The sequence below is a fragment of the Pseudomonas sp. WS 5059 genome, from assembly GCF_012985525.1.
Lineage (GTDB): Bacteria > Pseudomonadota > Gammaproteobacteria > Pseudomonadales > Pseudomonadaceae > Aquipseudomonas.
Genome location: NZ_JAAQWO010000002.1, coordinates 343511 through 361295 on the forward strand (window position 1 = coordinate 343511; position 17785 = coordinate 361295).

18 protein-coding genes are annotated in these 17785 nt (G+C 61.1%); 9 read left to right on the forward strand and 9 right to left on the reverse strand.

All coding sequences use genetic code 11. The features are described from left to right. The first annotated feature begins 29 nt into the window (after positions 1–29). Genes HBO12_RS06355 through tldD form a run of 3 tightly spaced genes read left to right on the forward strand, consistent with a single transcriptional unit; the run spans position 30 to position 6201 of the window. The gene (locus HBO12_RS06355) at positions 30–3845 is read left to right on the forward strand and encodes a YhdP family protein (protein ID WP_170041739.1); all 3816 of its coding nucleotides are present in this window, start codon (positions 30–32) and stop codon (positions 3843–3845) included. Positions 3846–3893: 48 nt separating this feature from the next. Further along, on the forward strand, positions 3894–4742 hold the full coding sequence (locus HBO12_RS06360) for a carbon-nitrogen hydrolase family protein (protein WP_170041740.1): 849 nt from the start codon (positions 3894–3896) through the stop codon (positions 4740–4742). A 16-nt stretch (positions 4743–4758) separates the two neighbouring features. Beyond that, positions 4759–6201, forward strand: coding sequence for a metalloprotease TldD (tldD, locus tag HBO12_RS06365; protein ID WP_169950898.1), 1443 nt, complete (start codon positions 4759–4761; stop codon positions 6199–6201). Positions 6202–6246: 45 nt separating this feature from the next. On the opposite strand, the gene yjgA is transcribed toward tldD, so the two are convergent. After that, complete coding sequence (gene yjgA, locus HBO12_RS06370; protein ID WP_029291815.1) at positions 6247–6768, reverse strand: ribosome biogenesis factor YjgA; 522 nt, start codon at positions 6766–6768, stop codon at positions 6247–6249. A gap of 108 nt (positions 6769–6876) precedes the next feature. Between yjgA and pmbA the strand changes: the two genes are divergently transcribed. The 6 genes from pmbA to HBO12_RS06400 all read left to right on the forward strand — a co-directional run bounded on the left by pmbA (position 6877) and on the right by HBO12_RS06400 (position 12160). Beyond that, on the forward strand, positions 6877–8235 hold the full coding sequence (pmbA, locus tag HBO12_RS06375; protein ID WP_170041741.1) for a metalloprotease PmbA: 1359 nt from the start codon (positions 6877–6879) through the stop codon (positions 8233–8235). Positions 8236–8386: 151 nt separating this feature from the next. Beyond that, entirely contained in the window at positions 8387–8782 is a 396-nt protein-coding gene (locus tag HBO12_RS06380) for a FagA protein (protein ID WP_169950894.1), read from the forward strand. Continuing rightward, a complete protein-coding gene (locus HBO12_RS06385) occupies positions 8775–10151 on the forward strand; it encodes a class II fumarate hydratase (RefSeq protein ID WP_169950891.1) in 1377 nt (458 codons plus the stop codon). Before HBO12_RS06380 ends, HBO12_RS06385 begins: the two co-directional genes overlap by 8 nt. 27 nt (positions 10152–10178) lie before the next feature. Further along, entirely contained in the window at positions 10179–10622 is a 444-nt protein-coding gene (locus HBO12_RS06390; protein ID WP_169950889.1) for a hypothetical protein, read from the forward strand. Between the two features lies 1 nt (position 10623). Beyond that, positions 10624–11235, forward strand: a complete 612-nt coding sequence (locus tag HBO12_RS06395; RefSeq protein WP_169950887.1) for a superoxide dismutase — start codon at positions 10624–10626, stop codon at positions 11233–11235. A 31-nt stretch (positions 11236–11266) separates the two neighbouring features. Next, complete coding sequence (locus HBO12_RS06400) at positions 11267–12160, forward strand: ZIP family metal transporter (protein WP_169950885.1); 894 nt, start codon at positions 11267–11269, stop codon at positions 12158–12160. Positions 12161–12281: 121 nt separating this feature from the next. Here the strand turns inward: HBO12_RS06400 and HBO12_RS06405 are convergent, their stop codons facing one another. The 8 genes from HBO12_RS06405 to lptC all read right to left on the reverse strand — a co-directional run bounded on the left by HBO12_RS06405 (position 12282) and on the right by lptC (position 17784). Further along, positions 12282–12554: an HPr family phosphocarrier protein gene (locus HBO12_RS06405; protein ID WP_170041742.1), complete on the reverse strand. Its 273-nt coding sequence runs from the start codon at positions 12552–12554 to the stop codon at positions 12282–12284. Positions 12555–12570: 16 nt separating this feature from the next. Further along, entirely contained in the window at positions 12571–13428 is an 858-nt protein-coding gene (rapZ, locus tag HBO12_RS06410) for an RNase adapter RapZ (protein WP_169950881.1), read from the reverse strand. A 2-nt stretch (positions 13429–13430) separates the two neighbouring features. Then, positions 13431–13895, reverse strand: a complete 465-nt coding sequence (ptsN, locus tag HBO12_RS06415) for a PTS IIA-like nitrogen regulatory protein PtsN (RefSeq protein WP_170041743.1) — start codon at positions 13893–13895, stop codon at positions 13431–13433. A 12-nt stretch (positions 13896–13907) separates the two neighbouring features. Beyond that, positions 13908–14213 (reverse strand): ribosome hibernation-promoting factor, HPF/YfiA family, encoded by a 306-nt coding sequence (gene hpf / locus HBO12_RS06420; protein ID WP_032860085.1) that lies wholly within the window; start codon positions 14211–14213, stop codon positions 13908–13910. A 75-nt stretch (positions 14214–14288) separates the two neighbouring features. After that, on the reverse strand, positions 14289–15782 hold the full coding sequence (locus HBO12_RS06425; RefSeq protein ID WP_169950879.1) for an RNA polymerase factor sigma-54: 1494 nt from the start codon (positions 15780–15782) through the stop codon (positions 14289–14291). Between the two features lie 184 nt (positions 15783–15966). Beyond that, positions 15967–16692, reverse strand: a complete 726-nt coding sequence (gene lptB / locus HBO12_RS06430) for an LPS export ABC transporter ATP-binding protein (protein WP_029291791.1) — start codon at positions 16690–16692, stop codon at positions 15967–15969. Beyond that, positions 16692–17225, reverse strand: coding sequence for a lipopolysaccharide transport periplasmic protein LptA (gene lptA, locus HBO12_RS06435; protein WP_169950877.1), 534 nt, complete (start codon positions 17223–17225; stop codon positions 16692–16694). Before lptA ends, lptB begins: the two co-directional genes overlap by 1 nt. After that, positions 17212–17784: an LPS export ABC transporter periplasmic protein LptC gene (lptC, locus tag HBO12_RS06440; RefSeq protein ID WP_169950875.1), complete on the reverse strand. Its 573-nt coding sequence runs from the start codon at positions 17782–17784 to the stop codon at positions 17212–17214. Before lptC ends, lptA begins: the two co-directional genes overlap by 14 nt. Position 17785 lies beyond the last annotated feature (1 nt).

Sequence of the window (17785 nt, forward strand, 5' to 3'; positions counted from 1 at the left end):
TCCGACTATTACCTTGAGGGTCGCCTGACATGGAGCGTCTGCAACGCTTTTTTGCCGCACTGACCCGTTGGGGCCTTGGCCTGTGTGCATTGCTGTTGGTACTGGCTGCGGTCTACGTCAGCCTGGGCCGTGAATTGACGCCATTGGTGGCGGAGTACCGTGCCGAAGTCGAAGCCAAGGCGCAGGCGGCGGTCGACATGCCCCTGAGCATTGGCAGCCTGGAAGGGCGCTGGAGCGGTTTTTCCCCGGTTTTGCTGGCCCATGACGTGATGGTCGGTGAAGGCAGCAGTGCCTTGCGCCTGGACCAGGTGCAAGTGGTGCCCGACCTGTGGGCCAGCCTGCTGGCGTGGGATGTGCGCATTGCCCATCTGGAAGTCAGCGGCTTGCAACTCAGCGTCAAGGAAGACCAGGACGGCCGCTGGGCGTTGCAAGGCCTGCCGGTGCAGGGCGACCAGCCCCTGGACCCGGAGCAACTGTTCAAGCGCATGCAGGCGGTGGCCAAGGTCTCGCTGCTGGACAGCCAGGTCACCTTGCAGCCGTTCGAGCAAGCGCCTCTGACCTTGACCTATGTGGGGCTGAGCCTGCAAACCGGCAGCACCCGCCAGCGCCTGGATGCGCGCCTGACCTTGCCCGATGGGCAACCGCTGGCCCTCAGCCTGCGCACGCGGATCCGTGCCAGCCAGTGGCGCGACGGTGAAGTGCAGGCCTACCTGAGCCTGCCCCGGAGCAATTGGGCGCAGTGGATTCCGGCGAAGTTGACTCGGGACTGGAAACTCAGCGAGTTGAAAGCCGGCGGTGAATTCTGGCTGACCTGGGCCAATGGCACGCTGCAAAGCGCCGCCGCCCGGCTCAATGCGCCGCAGGTGAAGGTCCGTTATGCCCAGCGCAAGCCCACGAGCATCCAGAACCTGGGCCTGACGGCTTACCTGCAGCGCAGCGACAGCGGCCTGAAGGTGATCTTCGATTCGTTGGCCATGAACCTGGGCGACACCCGTTGGGAGTCGCACCTGCAATTGCAGCAAACCCTGGCCACTGATAAGGCGCAGGAAACCTGGAGGCTGCAGGCCGACCGCCTGGACCTGACACCGATTACCCCTCTGCTCAACGCCCTCGCGCCATTGCCGGAAGGTTTTGCCAAGACTGTCGAAGCGTTGAAGGCCACGGGCGTGCTGCGCAATGTGCTGGTGGACTATCGTCCCCAGGACGCGGGCGATCAGCGCGTGAGCTTTGCTGCCAACCTCGAGCGCGTGGGCTTTGACGCCTATTTCGGCGCGCCGGCAGCCCGCAACGTCTCCGGCAGCATCAGCGGTGACCTGGGCCAGGGCGAACTGCGCATGGACAGCAAGGATTTCGTCCTGCACCTGGACCCGATTTTCGCCAAGCCCTGGCAGTACCTCCAGGCCAACGCGCGCCTGACGTGGAAGCTGGATAAGCAAGGTTTCACGCTGATCGCGCCGTATATCAAGGTGCTGGGGGAAGAGGGCAAGATCGCAGCGGATTTCCTGATTCGCCTGCATTTCGATCATAGCCAGGAAGACTACATGGACCTGCGGGTCGGCATGGTCGATGGCGATGGGCGCTTTACCCCCAAATACTTGCCGGCGGTCCTGAGCCCGGCCCTGGATGAATGGCTGCGTACGGCAATTCTCAAGGGCGCGGTCGATGAAGGCTTCTTCCAGTATCAAGGGTCGCTGAACCACGATGCGGTGACGGCGGCGCGCAATATCAGCCTGTTCTTCAAGGTGCATGATGCCGAGTTGGCGTTCCAGCCGGGCTGGCCTCATGTGAGGAAGGTGGCCGGTGAAGTGTTTGTCGAAGAGACCGGCGTGCGCATCCTGGCCAGCAAGGGGCAATTGCTCGATACCAAGGTCAAGGGGATCTACGTCAACATTCCCCATGCGTTGCCCGGCCATGACAGCCATCTGCTGCTGACGGGCGGGTTTGCCGGTGGGCTGGGGGACGGCCTGAAGATCCTCCAGGACGCGCCCATCGGTACGGCATCGACGTTTGCCGGCTGGAAGGGCGAGGGCGACCTGCAAGGTTCCCTGGACCTGGATATTCCCCTGGCCAAGGGCACCGAGCCGAAGATCGTGGTGGACTTCAAGACCGACAAGGCGCGCCTGCAACTGGCCGAGCCGACTCTGGACCTGAACCAGCTCAAGGGTGAGTTCCGCTTCGACAGTGCCAAGGGCCTGAGTGGGCAGAACATCAGCGCCCAAGCCTTCGACCGGCCGATCACGGCGCAGATTGCGGCCGGTGGCAGACCGGGCAATCTCAGCACGCGGGTCACGGCCAAGGGCCAGGTGACGGTCAAGCGGCTCACCGACTGGCTGAAAGTCAGCCAGCCGCTGCCCGTATCCGGAGATATCCCTTATCAACTGCAACTGGACCTGGACGGTGCCGACAGCCAGTTGCGGGTCAGCTCCAACCTCAAGGGCGTGGCGGTGGATTTGCCTGCGCCATTTGGCATGCCCGCCAGCCAGGGCCGTGACAGTGTGTTGCGCATGACGTTGCAGGGCGCGGAGCGGCGCTACTGGTTTGATTACGGCGAGTTGGCAAACTTTACCTTTGCCGCTCCGGCGAACAATTTTACCCAGGGCCGTGGCGAGCTGTTCCTCGGGGATGGCGATGCCTTGCTGCCCGGTGGCAAGGGCCTGCGGATTCGCGGGGTATTGTCGGAGCTGGATATCGATCCCTGGAAGAAGTTGGTCGACCGTTACGCCGGCAATGACCCAGGCGGCAATGCCAAGCAACTGTTGAGCAGTGCCGACTTCAAGATCGGCAAGCTGACAGGGTTTGGTACCCAACTCGACCAGGTCGCCCTGAAACTGGACCGCAAGCCTGCCGCCTGGGGCTTGCAGCTCGACAGCCAGCAGGTCAAGGGTACTGTGGGCTTGCCGGATGCCAAGGGCGCACCCATTGCCATCAACCTGCAGTACGTGAAGTTGCCGGCGGTCGATCCTACGGTGCAGGCCGATGAAAACGCGCCTGATCCCCTGGCGAGCATCGATCCCAAGGACATTCCCGCGCTGGATATCGCCATTGCCCAGTTGTTCCAGGGGCCTGACTTGATCGGCGCCTGGTCGTTGAAGGTGCGCCCGACAGCCAAGGGCATGGCGTTCAACAACCTCGACCTGGGCCTCAAGGGCATGCAGCTCAAGGGGGCCGGTGGCTGGGAGGGTGCGCCGGGCGCCAGCAGCAGTTGGTACAAGGGGCGCCTGGACGGCAAGAACATCGCCGATGTGCTCAAGGGCTGGGGTTTTGCGCCCACGGTCACCAGCCAGGACTTCCATCTGGATGTTGACGGGCGCTGGCCGGGTTCGCCCGCGTGGGTTGGGCCCAAGCGTTTTTCCGGCAGCCTGGATGCTTCGTTCCGCAAGGGCCAGTTCGTCGAGGTCGAGGGCGGTGCCCAGGCGTTGCGGGTATTTGGCCTGCTGAACTTCAACTCGATTGGCCGGCGTTTGCGCCTGGACTTCTCGGATTTGCTTGGCAAGGGCCTGAGCTACGACCGGGTCAAGGGCCTGCTGGCCGCCAGCAATGGTGTGTTTGTGACCCGCGAGCCGATCATCCTCACCGGGCCGTCGAGCAACCTGGAGCTTAACGGCACCCTGGACCTGGTTGCCGATCGTGTGGATGCCAAGTTGCTGGTGACTTTGCCGGTGACCAACAACCTGCCGATTGCCGCGTTGATTGTGGGCGCGCCGGCCATTGGTGGCGCGTTGTTCCTGATCGACAAGCTGATCGGTGATCGGGTGTCGCGTTTCGCCAGCGTCCAGTACAAGGTGGAAGGGCCCTGGAAAGATCCCAAAATCACCTTTGACAAGCCATTTGAAAAACCACAGTAAGCGCCTGTGGAGTAGCATGGCCCCATGCTTTTTTTGGAGTGTCGGCCCATGTGCTTTGCGGTAATCCAGATGGTCAGCCAGAGCGACGTCCTGGCCAACCTAGCCCAGGCCCGGAGCTTGCTGGAGCGGGCGGCGGCAGGGGGCGCGCAACTGGCGGTCCTGCCGGAAAACTTCGCCGCCATAGGTCGCCGCGACGTGGCGGCTATCGGCCGCGCCGAAGCGGTGGGCGAGGGGCCGATCCTGCCCTGGTTGAAACTGGCCGCCCGCGACCTCAACTTATGGATAGTGGCCGGTACCTTGCCATTGCCTCCCCTCGGGCAGCCCGACGCCAAGTCCAACGCCTGCTCGCTGTTGATCGACGCGCAGGGGCAGATCGCGGCCCGTTACGACAAGCTGCACCTGTTTGACGTGGATGTGGCTGACACGCGCGGTCGTTATCGTGAATCCGACGACTATGCTTACGGCAACCAAGTGGTGGTGGCCGATACGCCGGTAGGGCGTCTGGGGCTCACGGTCTGTTACGACTTGCGCTTCCCGGAGCTGTACAGCGAATTGCGCGCGGCGGGCGCCGAATTGATTACCGCGCCTTCGGCCTTTACGGCGGTAACCGGCGCGGCGCACTGGGATGTGCTGATCCGTGCGCGGGCAATCGAAACCCAGTGTTACCTGCTGGCGGCCGCCCAGGGCGGAGTACATCCGGGGCCGCGGGAAACCTATGGCCATGGGGCGATTGTCGACCCATGGGGGCGAGTGCTGGCACAACAGAATCAAGGCGAAGCGGTGTTGTTGGCCGAACGCGATAGCAGCGAACAAGCGTCGATACGGGCGCGCATGCCGGTGGCAGGCCACCGGCGCTTTTTCTCGCAGGGCGCGCAGCGACCTGCTTCAGAACGATGAATTTAAGGCCGAACCTATGAGCGAGTTGTTGTCCTCAGTCAGTGAACACCTCCTGGCGCCCGGTGGCGTGACCATCGAAAATCTGCAAACCGTACTGGGCGACCTGGCCGGGCCGGGCATCGATGCCGCAGACCTGTATTTCCAGGGCCAGATCTCCGAGTCATGGTCCCTGGAAGACGGGATCGTCAAGGATGGCAGCTTCAACATGGACCAAGGGGTTGGCGTGCGTGCGCAATCCGGTGAAAAGACCGGCTTCGCCTACAGCAATGCCATCACCCTGGAAGCCCTGGGCCTGGCCGCCCGCGCGGCGCGCTCGATTTCCCGCGCTGGGCAGAATGGCACCGTGCAAGCGTTCAGCACCCAGGACGTGACCCAGTTGTACGGCCCGGATAACCCGTTGGAAGTCATGACCCGAGCCGAAAAGGTCGAGCTGCTCAAACGCGTGGATGCTGCAACCCGTGCCCTTGACCCGCGCATCCAGCAGGTGAGCGTGAGCATGGCCGGGGTCTGGGAGCGGATCCTGGTGGCATCCACCGATGGTAGCCTGGCGGCGGATGTGCGGCCGCTGGTGCGTTTCAATGTCAGTGTGATCGTCGAGCAGAACGGGCGTCGCGAGCGCGGCGGCCATGGCGGCGGTGGGCGTACGGATTATCGCTATTTCCTCGCCGAAGACCGCGCCATGGGCTATGCCCGCGAGGCGTTGCGCCAGGCGCTGGTCAATCTGGAAGCCATCCCCGCACCGGCCGGTACGTTGCCGGTGGTGCTGGGCTCGGGCTGGTCGGGTGTATTGCTCCACGAAGCGGTAGGGCATGGCCTGGAAGGCGACTTCAACCGCAAGGGCAGTTCCGCCTACAGCGGGCGCATGGGCGAAATGGTCGCCTCCAAACTCTGCACCATCGTCGATGACGGCACGTTGGCTGGCCGCCGTGGTTCCCTGAGCGTCGACGACGAAGGGACGCCGACCGAGTGCACCACGCTGATCGAAAACGGTGTGCTCAAGGGCTACATGCAAGACAAGCTCAACGCGCGCCTGATGGGTGTGGCGCGCACCGGCAACGGTCGTCGCGAGTCCTACGCGCATTTGCCGATGCCCCGCATGACCAATACCTACATGCTCGCAGGCGAAAGCGATCCGGCAGAGATCATTGCCTCGGTGAAGCGCGGGATCTATTGCGCCAACCTTGGTGGCGGTCAGGTGGACATCACCAGCGGCAAGTTCGTGTTCTCCACCAGCGAAGCCTATTTGATCGAGGACGGCAAGATTACCGCGCCGGTCAAGGGGGCAACCCTGATTGGCAACGGCCCGGAAGCCATGAGCAAGGTGTCGATGGTCGGTAACGACCTGGCGCTGGACAGCGGTGTGGGGATGTGTGGCAAGGATGGGCAGTCGGTGCCGGTCGGTGTCGGCCAGCCAACCCTGAAAATTGATGCGATCACCGTGGGTGGCACGGGGTCGTAAGGCGTGGAGCTTCGGGTGGCGAAGACCGCCACCCGGGGAAGAGGATCAGCGCAGGCCGCGTTGAGTCTCGTCCAGCTCACGGATGTACTTGAAGATTTTACGGCTGGTGGCCGGCGCCTTGTTCTGTGCCAGTTCGTGCTGGGCCTGACGGATCAGGGAGCGCAGTTGCTGGCGGTCGGCATCCGGATAGTCCAGGACGAACTTCTCCAGTACAGCGTCGTCACCGCCGATCAGGCGGTCGCGCCAACGCTCGAGGTTATGGAAACGTTCGTTGTACTGGCGTGTGGAAGCATCGAGTTGGTCGAGCAAAGTCAGAATGGCGTCAGTGTCCTGGTCGCGCATCAGCTTGCCGATAAACATGATGTGCCGTTTACGCGCGATATTCGCGGTGTGCTTGGGTGCATCTGCCAGGGCCCGGCGCATTTCGTCGGTCAGAGGCAGTTTGGCAATCAAGTCCGGCTTGAGTGTTGTAAGGCGCTCGCCGAGATCAACCAGAGCATGCAGCTCGCGTTTGACCTGGGTTTTGCTTTTCTCCCCATCGAGGGAGTCGTCGTAAGAATCAACCATGGTGGCAGTCCGCAAAGAAACGCCGCCATGATAACCAGTCGGGGGCCGCTTGTCCGGCCCGGTCGCTCGATGGCCTTAACCGAAAGCAGAATTTGAGTGGAGAACACCATGAGTGCAGCCCAAAGCGTCGGTCCACAAGCGTTACCGGCACTGCAGGAACAAGTTGAACAGATCATCGCGGAGGCCAAGCGCCAGGGTGCCAGTGCCTGTGAAGTGGCGGTATCCCTGGAGCAGGGCCTATCGACTTCGGTACGCCAGCGGGAGGTGGAAACCGTTGAGTTCAACCGCGACCAGGGTTTTGGCATCACCTTGTATGTGGGGCAGCGCAAAGGCTCGGCCAGCACCTCGGCCAGCACCTCGGCCAGTGGCCCGGAAGCCATTCGCGAAACCGTCGCCGCCGCCCTGGCGATTGCCAAGCACACTTCCGAAGACGAGGCCTCGGGCTTGGCGGATGCGGCCCTGATGGCGCGGGACCTGAAAGATTTCGATCTGTATCATGCCTGGGATATCACCCCCGAGCAGGCCATCGAAAAGGCCCTGGCCTGCGAAGCCGCGGCGTTCGACACCGACAGCCGGATCAAGAATGCCGATGGCACTACCCTGAGTACCCATCAAGGTTGCCGTGTGTATGGCAACAGCCACGGGTTTATCGGCGGCTACGCGTCGACACGCCATAGCTTGAGCTGCGTGATGATTGCCGAGGCCGATGGCCAGATGCAGCGTGACTACTGGTATGACGTAAGTCGCCAGGGTGAGCTGTTGGCGGACCCGGTGAGCATTGGCCAGCGCGCCGCGCAACGGGCCGCGAGCCGACTGGGCGCACGCCCGGTGCCGACGTGCGAAGTGCCGGTGCTGTTTTCGGCGGAGTTGGCGGGTGGCCTGTTCGGCAGTTTCCTGGGGGCGATTTCCGGGGGCAACCTGTACCGCAAGTCGTCGTTCCTTGAGGGCGCGCTGGGGCAGAAGTTGTTTCCCGAGTGGCTGACCCTGGATGAGCGCCCGCACCTGATGTGCGCCATGGGCAGCTCGGCCTTTGATGGCGATGGCCTGGCAACCTACGCCAAGCCGTTTGTCGAGAACGGTGAGCTGGTGTCCTACGTGCTCGGCACCTACGCCGGGCGTAAGCTCGGTTTGCCCAGCACCGCCAACTCCGGTGGCGTGCACAACCTGTTCGTGACCCATGGCGACGAAGACCAGGCGGCGCTGCTGCGGCGCATGGGCCGTGGCTTGTTGGTGACCGAATTGATGGGCCATGGCTTGAACATGGTGACAGGGGATTATTCCCGAGGTGCGGCAGGGTTCTGGGTGGAGAATGGCGAAATTCAGTTCGCCGTCCAGGAAGTGACCATCGCCGGCAACATGCGCGATATGTTCAAACAGATCGTCGCCGTGGGTAACGATCTGGAACTGCGCAGCAATATCCGCACTGGCTCGGTGCTGATCGAACGCATGACCGTCGCCGGCAGCTAAGTACCAACCGGTTACACAACAGCGCCACCCCAAGGGTGGCGCTTTTTTTTGCCTGGAATATCCCAAGGCCGACAAAGGTATAGGTTCAAGAGCTTGTTTTGATTCTCAATATCATTTAATAATAAATATCATTATCGAGTGAGCGTGGATCATGAGTTCTGTCCTGCACGAGGATCCCTACCTGGAAAGCTGGCGCTGGATGAGTCGCCAGATTCGCTGTGGGCTCAACCCTGACGAGCCGCGCCTGATCGAGCATTATCTGAACGAGGGGCGCTACCTGGCCTGCTGCACGGCTACGCACCCGTGGACCATCGCCGAGACCTCGTTCCGCCTGCTGATCGATACCGCCACCGATATCGCCTTGCCCTGGCATTGGCGCTCCACGTGCCTGGACCAGGCCTGGCGCCCGCTGCGCGACCTGGAAAACCTCTCTCACTGCGCCTGTCGCCTCAAGCGCTGGCAGACCTTTGCCTGGCAATTGGCGACTTGCGAACTGCAACCTTCGATTTCTCACTCCGACTTGGTGCAAGGATCTTCCGATGAGTAATACCCGTATCGAACGCGACAGCATGGGCGAACTGCGAGTGCCGGCCGACGCGTTGTATGGCGCACAAACCCAGCGTGCGGTGGATAACTTTCCGATCAGCCACCAGCGCATGCCGACCCAGTTCATCCGTGCCCTGATCCTGGCCAAGGCCGCGGCTGCCAAGGCCAACGTCGATCTCAAGCAGATCAGTGCAAGCCAGGGCAAAGCCATCGTCGACGCCGCCCAGGGTTTGCTGGAAGGTGACTTCATGCAGCACTTCCCTGTGGATATCTTCCAGACCGGCTCCGGCACCAGCTCCAACATGAATGCCAACGAAGTGCTTGCGACCCTGGCCAGCCGCCTGTTGGGCGAACCGGTCAACCCCAATGACCACGTCAATTGTGGGCAAAGCAGCAACGACATCATCCCGACCACGATTCACGTCAGCGCCGCGCTGGTGCTGCATGAACAGACGTTGCCGGCATTGCTGCACCTGGTTGAGGTGATCGAGCGAAAGGCGGTAGAGGTTCATCCGTTCATCAAGACCGGGCGCACTCACCTGATGGACGCCATGCCTGTACGCATGAGTCAGGTGCTCGAAGGGTGGGCGCAGCAACTCAAGGCCAATATCGCTCACTTGCAGGGCTTGTTGCCAAGCCTGCAGGCCCTGGCCCAGGGCGGTACTGCGGTAGGTACCGGGATCAATGCGCATCCTGAGTTTGCTGCGCGTTTCAGCCAGCAGTTGAGCAGCCTGACCCAGGTGCAGTTCACGCCGGGTACGAACCTGTTTGCTCTGATTGGCTCCCAGGACACCGCCGTCGCCGTCTCCGGCCAACTGAAAGCCATTGCCGTGTCGCTGATGAAAATCGCCAACGACCTGCGCTGGATGAACTCCGGCCCACTCGCCGGCCTCGGTGAAATCGAGCTCGAAGGCCTGCAACCAGGCTCGTCGATCATGCCGGGCAAGGTCAATCCGGTGATTCCAGAGGCCACCGCAATGGTTGCGGCACAGGTGATCGGCAATGACAGCGTAATCACCATCGCCGGTCAGTCCGGCAACTTCGAACTCAACGTGATGCTGCCGATCATCGCCCAGAACCTGCTCAGCAGCCTGGAGCTGTTGGCCAACTCCAGTCGTCTGCTGGCAGACAAGGCCATCGCCAGCTTCAAGGTCAACGAACCCAAGCTCAAGGAAGCGCTGTCGCGCAACCCGATCCTGGTCACCGCACTCAACCCGATCATTGGGTACCAAAAGGCCGCTGAAATCGCCAAGAAAGCCTATCAACAAGGCCGGCCGGTGATTGATGTGGCGCTCGAGCACACCGACCTGCCCCGCAGCCAACTGGAAGTCCTCCTGGATCCGGAAAAGCTCACGGCGGGTGGCGTGTAATTACCGACCCTGCTTTGGAGGCTCACCATGGAGCACTGGAAACGCACGATCGAACGGGCCAATCGCTGCTTTATGCAAGGCGAACTGGTTGATGCCCGCGAGCATTACCTGCAAGCCCTGGCCCTGGCCCAAGTGTTGTTCGAGCGCTGGGGTGATGCCGACGAGGCGGTGGCGGCTTGCGTCATTTCCCATCACAACCTGGCGGACCTGCATCTGCGCCTGAACCAGCCTGAAGAAAGCGCCGAATACCTCTGCGCCATTCACCAGCGCTTGCTGCAGACCATGCAGGACACCCGGCTGCCTCAAGCATTGCGCGAGGCAGCCTTGCGCCAGAGCAGCAAGACCTACGTCGAACTGTTGAATTTCATCAGCGATCACGGCGAGTACCCCCGTACCCATCGCTTGCTGGGCAGCAATACGGCGCAGACGGATGCGCCGACCCGCAACAGCCCTTTCTATGGAGCACATTGATATGTCCTACACCTTGCCTGCCTTGCCTTACGCCTACGACGCCCTGGAACCGCATATCGATGCGCAAACCATGGAAATCCACTACACCAAGCACCACCAGACCTACATCAACAACCTCAATGCCGCCGTCGAAGGCACCGAGTTCGCCGGCTGGCCCATCGAGAAACTGGTCTCCAGCGTCCAGCAACTGCCGGAAAAACTGCGCGCAGCGGTGATCAACCAGGGGGGCGGGCATGCCAACCACTCGTTGTTCTGGGCGGTCATGTCGCCCAAAGGCGGCGGCAAGCCCGAAGGCGCCCTGGGCCAGGCGATTGATGCGCAGTTGGGTGGCTTTGATGCCTTCAAGGAGGCCTTCACCAAAGCTGCGCTGACCCGCTTCGGCAGTGGTTGGGCCTGGCTGAGCGTGACCCCGCAAAAGACCCTGGTGGTCGAGAGCAGTGGTAACCAGGACAGCCCGTTGATGAACGGCAATACGCCGATCCTCGGTCTGGACGTTTGGGAGCACGCCTACTACCTGCTGTATCAGAACCGCCGTCCTGAATACATCAACGCTTTCTACAGTGTTATCAACTGGCCGGAAGTCGCTGAGCGCTACCAGGCTGCACTGGCTTAATGCCCTCTCATAACAAGACCTAAGGCCGACTATGGGCACTGAAACACTGGCGATCAGCAGCGTGCGAATGTTCCGTTATGCGTTTGGCTCGCTGCTGCTATTGGCGGGAACTGCATTGCTGGTGGCCCACGGGCTGGCCTGGCTGAACCTCGAGCCGCGGATCCTGCGTGCCCTGCAAGGTGGCGCAATCTGTGCCCTGGGCACTGCATTGGGCGCGGTGCCGGTACTGGTGATCCGGCGGATGCCGTTGGCGGTCAGCGACACACTGCTGGGGTTTGGCGCTGGCGTGATGTTGGCGGCGACCGCGTTTTCGCTGGTCGTGCCGGGGATCGCCGCCGCTGAAAACCTGGGGCTCAGCCCCTGGGCGTCCAGCGGCCTGATCAGCTTCGGCATCATGCTGGGCGCCTTCGGCCTGTTCCTGGTGGACCGCAAGGTCTCCGGTGCCAGTCCGGAGCTGCTGGTTGGCACCCCTGACAAACCGGTAATTCCGCCGCGCATCTGGCTGTTTGTATTTGCCATTATTGCCCACAACATCCCCGAAGGCATGGCGGTGGGCGTCTCGGCGGGGGGCGGCATGCCCGATGCCGACAGCCTGGCCATGGGCATCGCCTTGCAGGATGTACCGGAAGGATTGGTGATCGCGTTGGTGTTGGCTGGGGCGGGGATGTCGCGGGTCAAGGCCTTCTTGATCGGCGCGGCATCTGGGCTGGTGGAGCCGGTGTTTGCCGTGCTGTGTGCCTGGTTGGTCAGCCTGGCCGAGATGCTGCTGCCTTTGGGGCTGGCGCTGGCGGCGGGGGCGATGCTATTGGTGGTGACTCATGAAGTGATCCCCGAGTCGCGCCGCAATGGCCATGACAAGCTCGCCAGCCTGGGGTTGTGCATTGGGTTTTGCTTGATGATGGCAATGGATACAGCGCTGGGCTGATGCCTAGCGCAAACCCAATGTAGGAGCTGGCTTGCCTGCGATGCAGGCACCTCGGCTTTTCGTCTAGACCGAGGTGATGCTATCGCAGGCAAGCCAGCTCCCACGCAAGCCCGTACAGGGGCTATTCGCCTTCATCGAAGTAATTGTTGATCAACTTCACCAGCGCATCCAGCGCTTCCTGCTCCTGCTCACCTTCGGTCTTCAGATGAATCTTGGTGCCCTTGCCTGCGGCGAGCATCATCATGGCCATGATGCTTTTACCATCGACCATGGACTCCGGTGTACGCCCGGCACGCACCTGGCAAGGAAACTGGCCCGCTACCCCGACAAATTTAGCCGACGCGCGGGCATGCAGGCCCAGTTTGTTGATGATTTCAATTTCCAGAGCGGGCATCGCGAAGGTGTTCCTTTCAGCTGAGGTCGCGGTGGCGAACCTGGACATTCTTGAGGGTTTTCTGCAAGACCTGGCCAAGCCGCTCGGTTAGGTAGACGGAGCGGTGATGCCCGCCGGTACAGCCGATAGCGATGGTGACGTAGGCCCGGTTGCTGGCGGCAAAGCGCGGTAGCCACTTGAGCAGGTAGCTGGAGATGTCCTGGAACATCTCTTCCACATCCGGTTGCGCCGCCAGGTACTCGGCAACCGGTAGGTCCAGCCCAGACTGATCGCGCAGTTCCGGCTTCCAATAAGGGTTGGGCAGGCAACGCACGTCAAATACCAGGTCGGCGTCTACCGGCATGCCCCGCTTGAAACCAAAGGATTCAACCAGGAAGGCCGTGCCCGGTTCCGGTTGGTTCAGCAGGCGCAGCTTGATGGCGTCACGCAGCTGGTAAAGGTTCAGGCTAGTGGTATTGATCTTGAGGTCGGCCAAATCGATGATCGGCCCCAACAGCTTGGTCTCGTCTTCGATGGCTTCGGCCAGCGAGCGGTGTGGGCTGCTCAGCGGGTGGCGGCGACGGGTCTCCGAGAAGCGCTTGAGCAGCGTTTCTTCGTCGGCGTCCAAGTACAGCACGTCGCAATGAATATGCTTGGCACGTACCTCTTCAAGCAATTCCGGGAATCGCGTGAGGTGGCTGGGTAGGTTGCGTGCGTCGATCGAAACGGCCACCAACGGTTGCGCCAGTTCGGTATGGATCAGCGCGCGCTCAGCCAGCTCGGGCAGGAGGCCAGCCGGCAAGTTGTCGATGCAATAGAAGCCGTTGTCCTCTAGCACATTGAGGGCCGTACTTTTACCTGAGCCGGAACGCCCGCTGACGATGATCAAACGCATGATTACTGCCCGCTTTGCTCATCCAGGACAACCTGATACAGCGCTTCATTGGTGCTGGCGCTACGCAGTTTCTTACGTACTTCTTCACGGTCGAGCATGCTGGCGATCTGCCGGAGCAGCTCCAGGTGTGCATCGGTGGCCGCTTCCGGGACCAGCAGGACGAACAGCAGGTCAACCGGAGCGCCATCGATGGCGTCGAAATCAGTGGGGGAGTCCAGGTGCAGCAGGGCGCTTACCGGTGTTTCACAGCCTTTGAGGCGGCAATGAGGAATAGCGATGCCGTTGCCAAAACCGGTCGAGCCAAGTTTTTCACGGGCGATCAGGGCCTCATACACGTCTTGCATCACCAGTTCAGGCACTTCGCGGCTGATCAGGTTGGCAATCTGTTCGAGGGCTTTCTTTTTACTGCCGCCCGGCGCGTTCACGAGGGAACGGCCGGGGGTCAGGATGGTTTCAAGTCGAATCATGGGTGGGGAGTGTTAGCGGCCTGTGCCTTGAAGAAGGCTCTGCTGCTTTTCCTTATGCTTTTTGATTTGGCGATCCAGCTTGTCGGTCAGGTCGTCAATGGCGGCATACATGTCTGAATGCTCTGCATTGGCGACTACTTCCCCGCCGGGTATACGCAAGGTGGCTTCGATTTTCTGCTTCAGCTTTTCGACAGACATGATGACTTGCACATTGGTGATCTTGTCGAAATGCCCCTCAATTCGTTTGAGTTTTTCGCTGATGTAGGCGCGCAGCGGTTCGGTCACTTCCAGTTGGTGTCCACTGATGTTGACTTGCATACAGCTTCTCCTTCGTTGCCAGTGCATAAAGCGGCGGGTAGGGATACCCGCCACTGGAACGCTGTGGCCTGCCCGTCACATCAACCGCTTACGCTCGCTGGAAGGCGCGATCCCAAGGGACTCGCGGTACTTGGCGACGGTGCGACGGGCGACCTGAATGCCTTGTGCTTCCAGTAAACCAGCGATCTTGCTGTCACTCAACGGCTTTTTCTGATTTTCCGCCGCAACCAGTTTTTTGATGATCGCGCGGATCGCCGTGGACGAGCATTCGCCGCCCTCGGAGGTGCTGACGTGGCTGGAGAAAAAGTATTTCAGCTCATATATACCCCGTGGGGTATGCATGAATTTCTGCGTAGTGACCCGGGAGATAGTCGATTCATGCATGCCGACAGCCTCGGCAATGTCATGCAGCACCAAAGGCTTCATCGCTTCGTCGCCGTACTCCAGGAAGCCGCGCTGATGCTCGACGATCTGGGTGGCCACTTTCATCAGGGTCTCGTTGCGGCTTTGCAGGCTCTTGATGAACCAGCGCGCTTCCTGCAACTGGTTGCGCATGAACGTGTTGTCGGCACTGGTATCGGCCCGGCGCACGAAGCCTGCGTACTGCGGGTTGACCCGCAGGCGTGGCACCGATTCCTGGTTCAGTTCCACCAGCCAGCGCTCGTTGTCCTTGCGCACAATTACGTCAGGTACGACATATTCGGCTTCGCTGGACTCGATCTGCGAGCCTGGGCGCGGGTTGAGGCTCTGTACCAGTTCGATGATCTGGCGCAGGTCATCTTCCTTGAGCTTCATCCGGCGCATCAGCTGGCTGTAGTCGCGGCTGCCCAACAGGTCGATGTAATCGGTGACCAGGCGTTGGGCCTCGGTCAGCCACGGTGTCTTGGCGGGCAGTTGGCGCAATTGCAGCAACAGGCACTCGCTGAGGTTGCGCGCGCCAATGCCGGCAGGCTCGAACTGCTGGATGCGGTGCAGGACGGCTTCGATTTCGTCCAGCTCGATATCCAGCTCCGGGTCGAAGGCCTCGAGGATTTCTTCAAGGGTTTCGTCCAGGTAGCCCTGATTGTTGATGCAGTCGATCAGGGTCACGGCGATCAGGCGATCGGTGTCGGACATCGGGGCAAGGTTCAGTTGCCACAGCAAGTGGCTCTGCAGGCTTTCGCCGACGGAGGTGCGGGTGGTGAAGTCCCACTCGTCATCGTCGTTGCTGGGCAGGCTGCTGGCGCTGGTCTGGTAGACATCTTCCCAGGCCGTATCCACCGGCAGTTCATTGGGGATGCGTTCGTTCCATTCGCCTTCTTCCAGGTTATCCACCGTGGGTGCGGTTTCCTGGTAGGACGGTTCCTGGACGTCGGTGTTGGGTTTTTGCTCTATGTTGTCGGCCAGCGGGTCGGCATTATCGAAGTCGTCGCCTTCTTCCTGGCGTTCGAGCATCGGGTTGGACTCCAGGGCCTCCTGGATTTCCTGTTGCAGGTCCAGGGTCGACAATTGGAGCAGGCGGATGGCCTGTTGCAGCTGCGGTGTCATCGTCAGCTGCTGGCCCATTCTCAGGACTAGCGATGGTTTCATGGCAGGGGCTTAACACCTTATTCGCCGGCGCAATGCGCCATCCACGACAGGGCGCGTGAGCGCCAAACATAAGCAAATTATATGCCTGATATCGGGGGCTTTGCCTAGAGCGCGGTAACAATAAAAATAATGAGGTTTTTATTGACTCCCGCGCCTGATGGCGAATGTCCTGACACCCCAGCGCTTACAGGCGGAACTCGTGCCCCAGGTACACTTCCTTGACCAGTTCGTTGGCCAGGATGGTGGCGGAGTCGCCTTCGGCAATCAGTTGGCCGTCGTTGACGATGTAGGCGGTTTCGCAGATATCCAGGGTCTCACGCACGTTGTGGTCGGTGATCAGTACGCCGATCCCCTTGGCCTTGAGGTGATGGATGATCTGCTTGATGTCGCCTACCGAAATCGGGTCGACACCGGCGAAGGGTTCATCCAGCAGGATGAACTTCGGTGCAGTGGCCAGGGCGCGGGCGATTTCCACGCGACGGCGCTCGCCGCCGGACAGGCTCATGCCGAGGTTGTCGCGAATGTGGTTGATGTGGAACTCCTGCAGCAGGCTTTCCAGCTCCTGGCGGCGTCCGTCGCGATCCAGTTCCTTGCGGGTTTCAAGGATCGCCATGATGTTGTCGGACACCGACAGTTTGCGGAAGATCGACGCCTCCTGGGGGAGATAGCCGATCCCGGCCCGTGCACGACCGTGCATGGGCTGGTGGCTGACGTCCAGGTCGTCGATCAATACGCGACCCTGGTCCGCCTGGACCAGGCCGACAATCATGTAGAAGCAGGTGGTCTTGCCGGCACCGTTGGGGCCAAGCAGGCCGACGATCTGGCCGCTGTCGATCGACAGGCTGACGTCGCGCACGACCTGACGGCTTTTATAGGCCTTGGCCAGATGCTGGGCTTTCAGGGTTGCCATTACTGGGCCTTCTTCTTCGGCTGGATAACCATGTCGATTCGCGGACGTGGCGCAGTGACCTTGGTGCCATTGGCGCGGCCGGCAGTGGCGACCTGCTTGACGGTGTCGTAGACGATTTTCTCGCCTTCGGTCGAGTTGCCGTCACTGCTGATCACTTTGGCGCGGTCGGTCAGTACGATGCGATTCTGCGGGGCATGGTACTGGATGGTCACGCCGTAGCCCTTGATCGGAGCTGGGTCGGTCGCCGCCTGTTGCTGCTCGAAATAGGCAAGGTTGCCCACCGAGGTCACGACGTCGATGTCGCCAGCCGGGGTGCGGGTCAGGGTTACGGTATTGCCGGTAATCTTCATCGAGCCTTGAGTGATGATTACGTCGCCCTTGTAGGTCGCGATACCTTGTTTGTCATCCAACTGCGCATCGTCAGCCTGAATGTGGATCGGTTGCTGGCTATCGTTCGGCAGAGCCCAGGCGCTCACGCTTCCCAGTGCTGCGCCCAGACCGAGCAAAATAGGGAGGGTTTTAACGAGCCTCATACTGTCCTCTTACGTTCGATAGCAGGTGTATCCTGCTTTCTTTCAAATACGCTTTCATTCCCTTGCCAGTCGATACACCGCCAGCGCCGTCGATTCTAACGTCTTGCTCGGTCTGCGCATATTGCTTCTGTGGGAATACGGTCATGCGACTGCTGGTAATAATGGTGTCGCGGTTCTGGGCGTCAGTGCGGGCAACACGCACCGAGTCGATCAGCTCCACTTCGGTACCGTCCGGGTTGACCTCGCCACGCTTGCTGGTGACGTGCCACGGAAATTCGGTGCCGCGATACAGGTTCAGGTCCGGATTGGTCAGCAGTGTGACCTCCGAAGCCTTCAGGTGTTCGACCTTGTCCGACGTCATTTCGTACTGCACCTTGCCGTCTGGCAGGAACTGCACGCTGTAGGCGTTGGTGGCGTAATAGTCGATGGCGCCCTGGTCGACCTGCGCGACAGGCTGGTCGAGGAAGCGCTCCGGGCTGATATTCCAGTAGCCCACCGCGAGGAACAGCGCGGCGATGGCTCCGAATATCAGGAAGTTGCGAATCTTTTTGCTCAGCATA

What these genes read in the sequence shown, in the direction of transcription:
- tldD (WP_169950898.1), top strand. Translation starts at nt 4,759, where the DNA reads ATGAGCGAGTTGTTGTCCTCAGTCAGTGAACACCTCCTGGCGCCCGGT.
- hpf (WP_032860085.1), bottom strand. Translation starts at nt 14,213, where the DNA reads ATGCAAGTCAACATCAGTGGACACCAACTGGAAGTGACCGAACCGCTG.
- HBO12_RS06360 (WP_170041740.1), top strand. Translation starts at nt 3,894, where the DNA reads ATGTGCTTTGCGGTAATCCAGATGGTCAGCCAGAGCGACGTCCTGGCC.
- yjgA (WP_029291815.1), bottom strand. Translation starts at nt 6,768, where the DNA reads ATGGTTGATTCTTACGACGACTCCCTCGATGGGGAGAAAAGCAAAACC.
- HBO12_RS06425 (WP_169950879.1), bottom strand. Translation starts at nt 15,782, where the DNA reads ATGAAACCATCGCTAGTCCTGAGAATGGGCCAGCAGCTGACGATGACA.
- HBO12_RS06395 (WP_169950887.1), top strand. Translation starts at nt 10,624, where the DNA reads ATGTCCTACACCTTGCCTGCCTTGCCTTACGCCTACGACGCCCTGGAA.
- HBO12_RS06355 (WP_170041739.1), top strand. Translation starts at nt 30, where the DNA reads ATGGAGCGTCTGCAACGCTTTTTTGCCGCACTGACCCGTTGGGGCCTT.
- HBO12_RS06390 (WP_169950889.1), top strand. Translation starts at nt 10,179, where the DNA reads ATGGAGCACTGGAAACGCACGATCGAACGGGCCAATCGCTGCTTTATG.
- lptB (WP_029291791.1), bottom strand. Translation starts at nt 16,692, where the DNA reads ATGGCAACCCTGAAAGCCCAGCATCTGGCCAAGGCCTATAAAAGCCGT.
- lptA (WP_169950877.1), bottom strand. Translation starts at nt 17,225, where the DNA reads ATGAGGCTCGTTAAAACCCTCCCTATTTTGCTCGGTCTGGGCGCAGCA.
- pmbA (WP_170041741.1), top strand. Translation starts at nt 6,877, where the DNA reads ATGAGTGCAGCCCAAAGCGTCGGTCCACAAGCGTTACCGGCACTGCAG.
- HBO12_RS06405 (WP_170041742.1), bottom strand. Translation starts at nt 12,554, where the DNA reads ATGCCCGCTCTGGAAATTGAAATCATCAACAAACTGGGCCTGCATGCC.
- lptC (WP_169950875.1), bottom strand. Translation starts at nt 17,784, where the DNA reads ATGCTGAGCAAAAAGATTCGCAACTTCCTGATATTCGGAGCCATCGCC.
- HBO12_RS06400 (WP_169950885.1), top strand. Translation starts at nt 11,267, where the DNA reads ATGGGCACTGAAACACTGGCGATCAGCAGCGTGCGAATGTTCCGTTAT.
- HBO12_RS06385 (WP_169950891.1), top strand. Translation starts at nt 8,775, where the DNA reads ATGAGTAATACCCGTATCGAACGCGACAGCATGGGCGAACTGCGAGTG.
- ptsN (WP_170041743.1), bottom strand. Translation starts at nt 13,895, where the DNA reads ATGATTCGACTTGAAACCATCCTGACCCCCGGCCGTTCCCTCGTGAAC.
- HBO12_RS06380 (WP_169950894.1), top strand. Translation starts at nt 8,387, where the DNA reads ATGAGTTCTGTCCTGCACGAGGATCCCTACCTGGAAAGCTGGCGCTGG.
- rapZ (WP_169950881.1), bottom strand. Translation starts at nt 13,428, where the DNA reads ATGCGTTTGATCATCGTCAGCGGGCGTTCCGGCTCAGGTAAAAGTACG.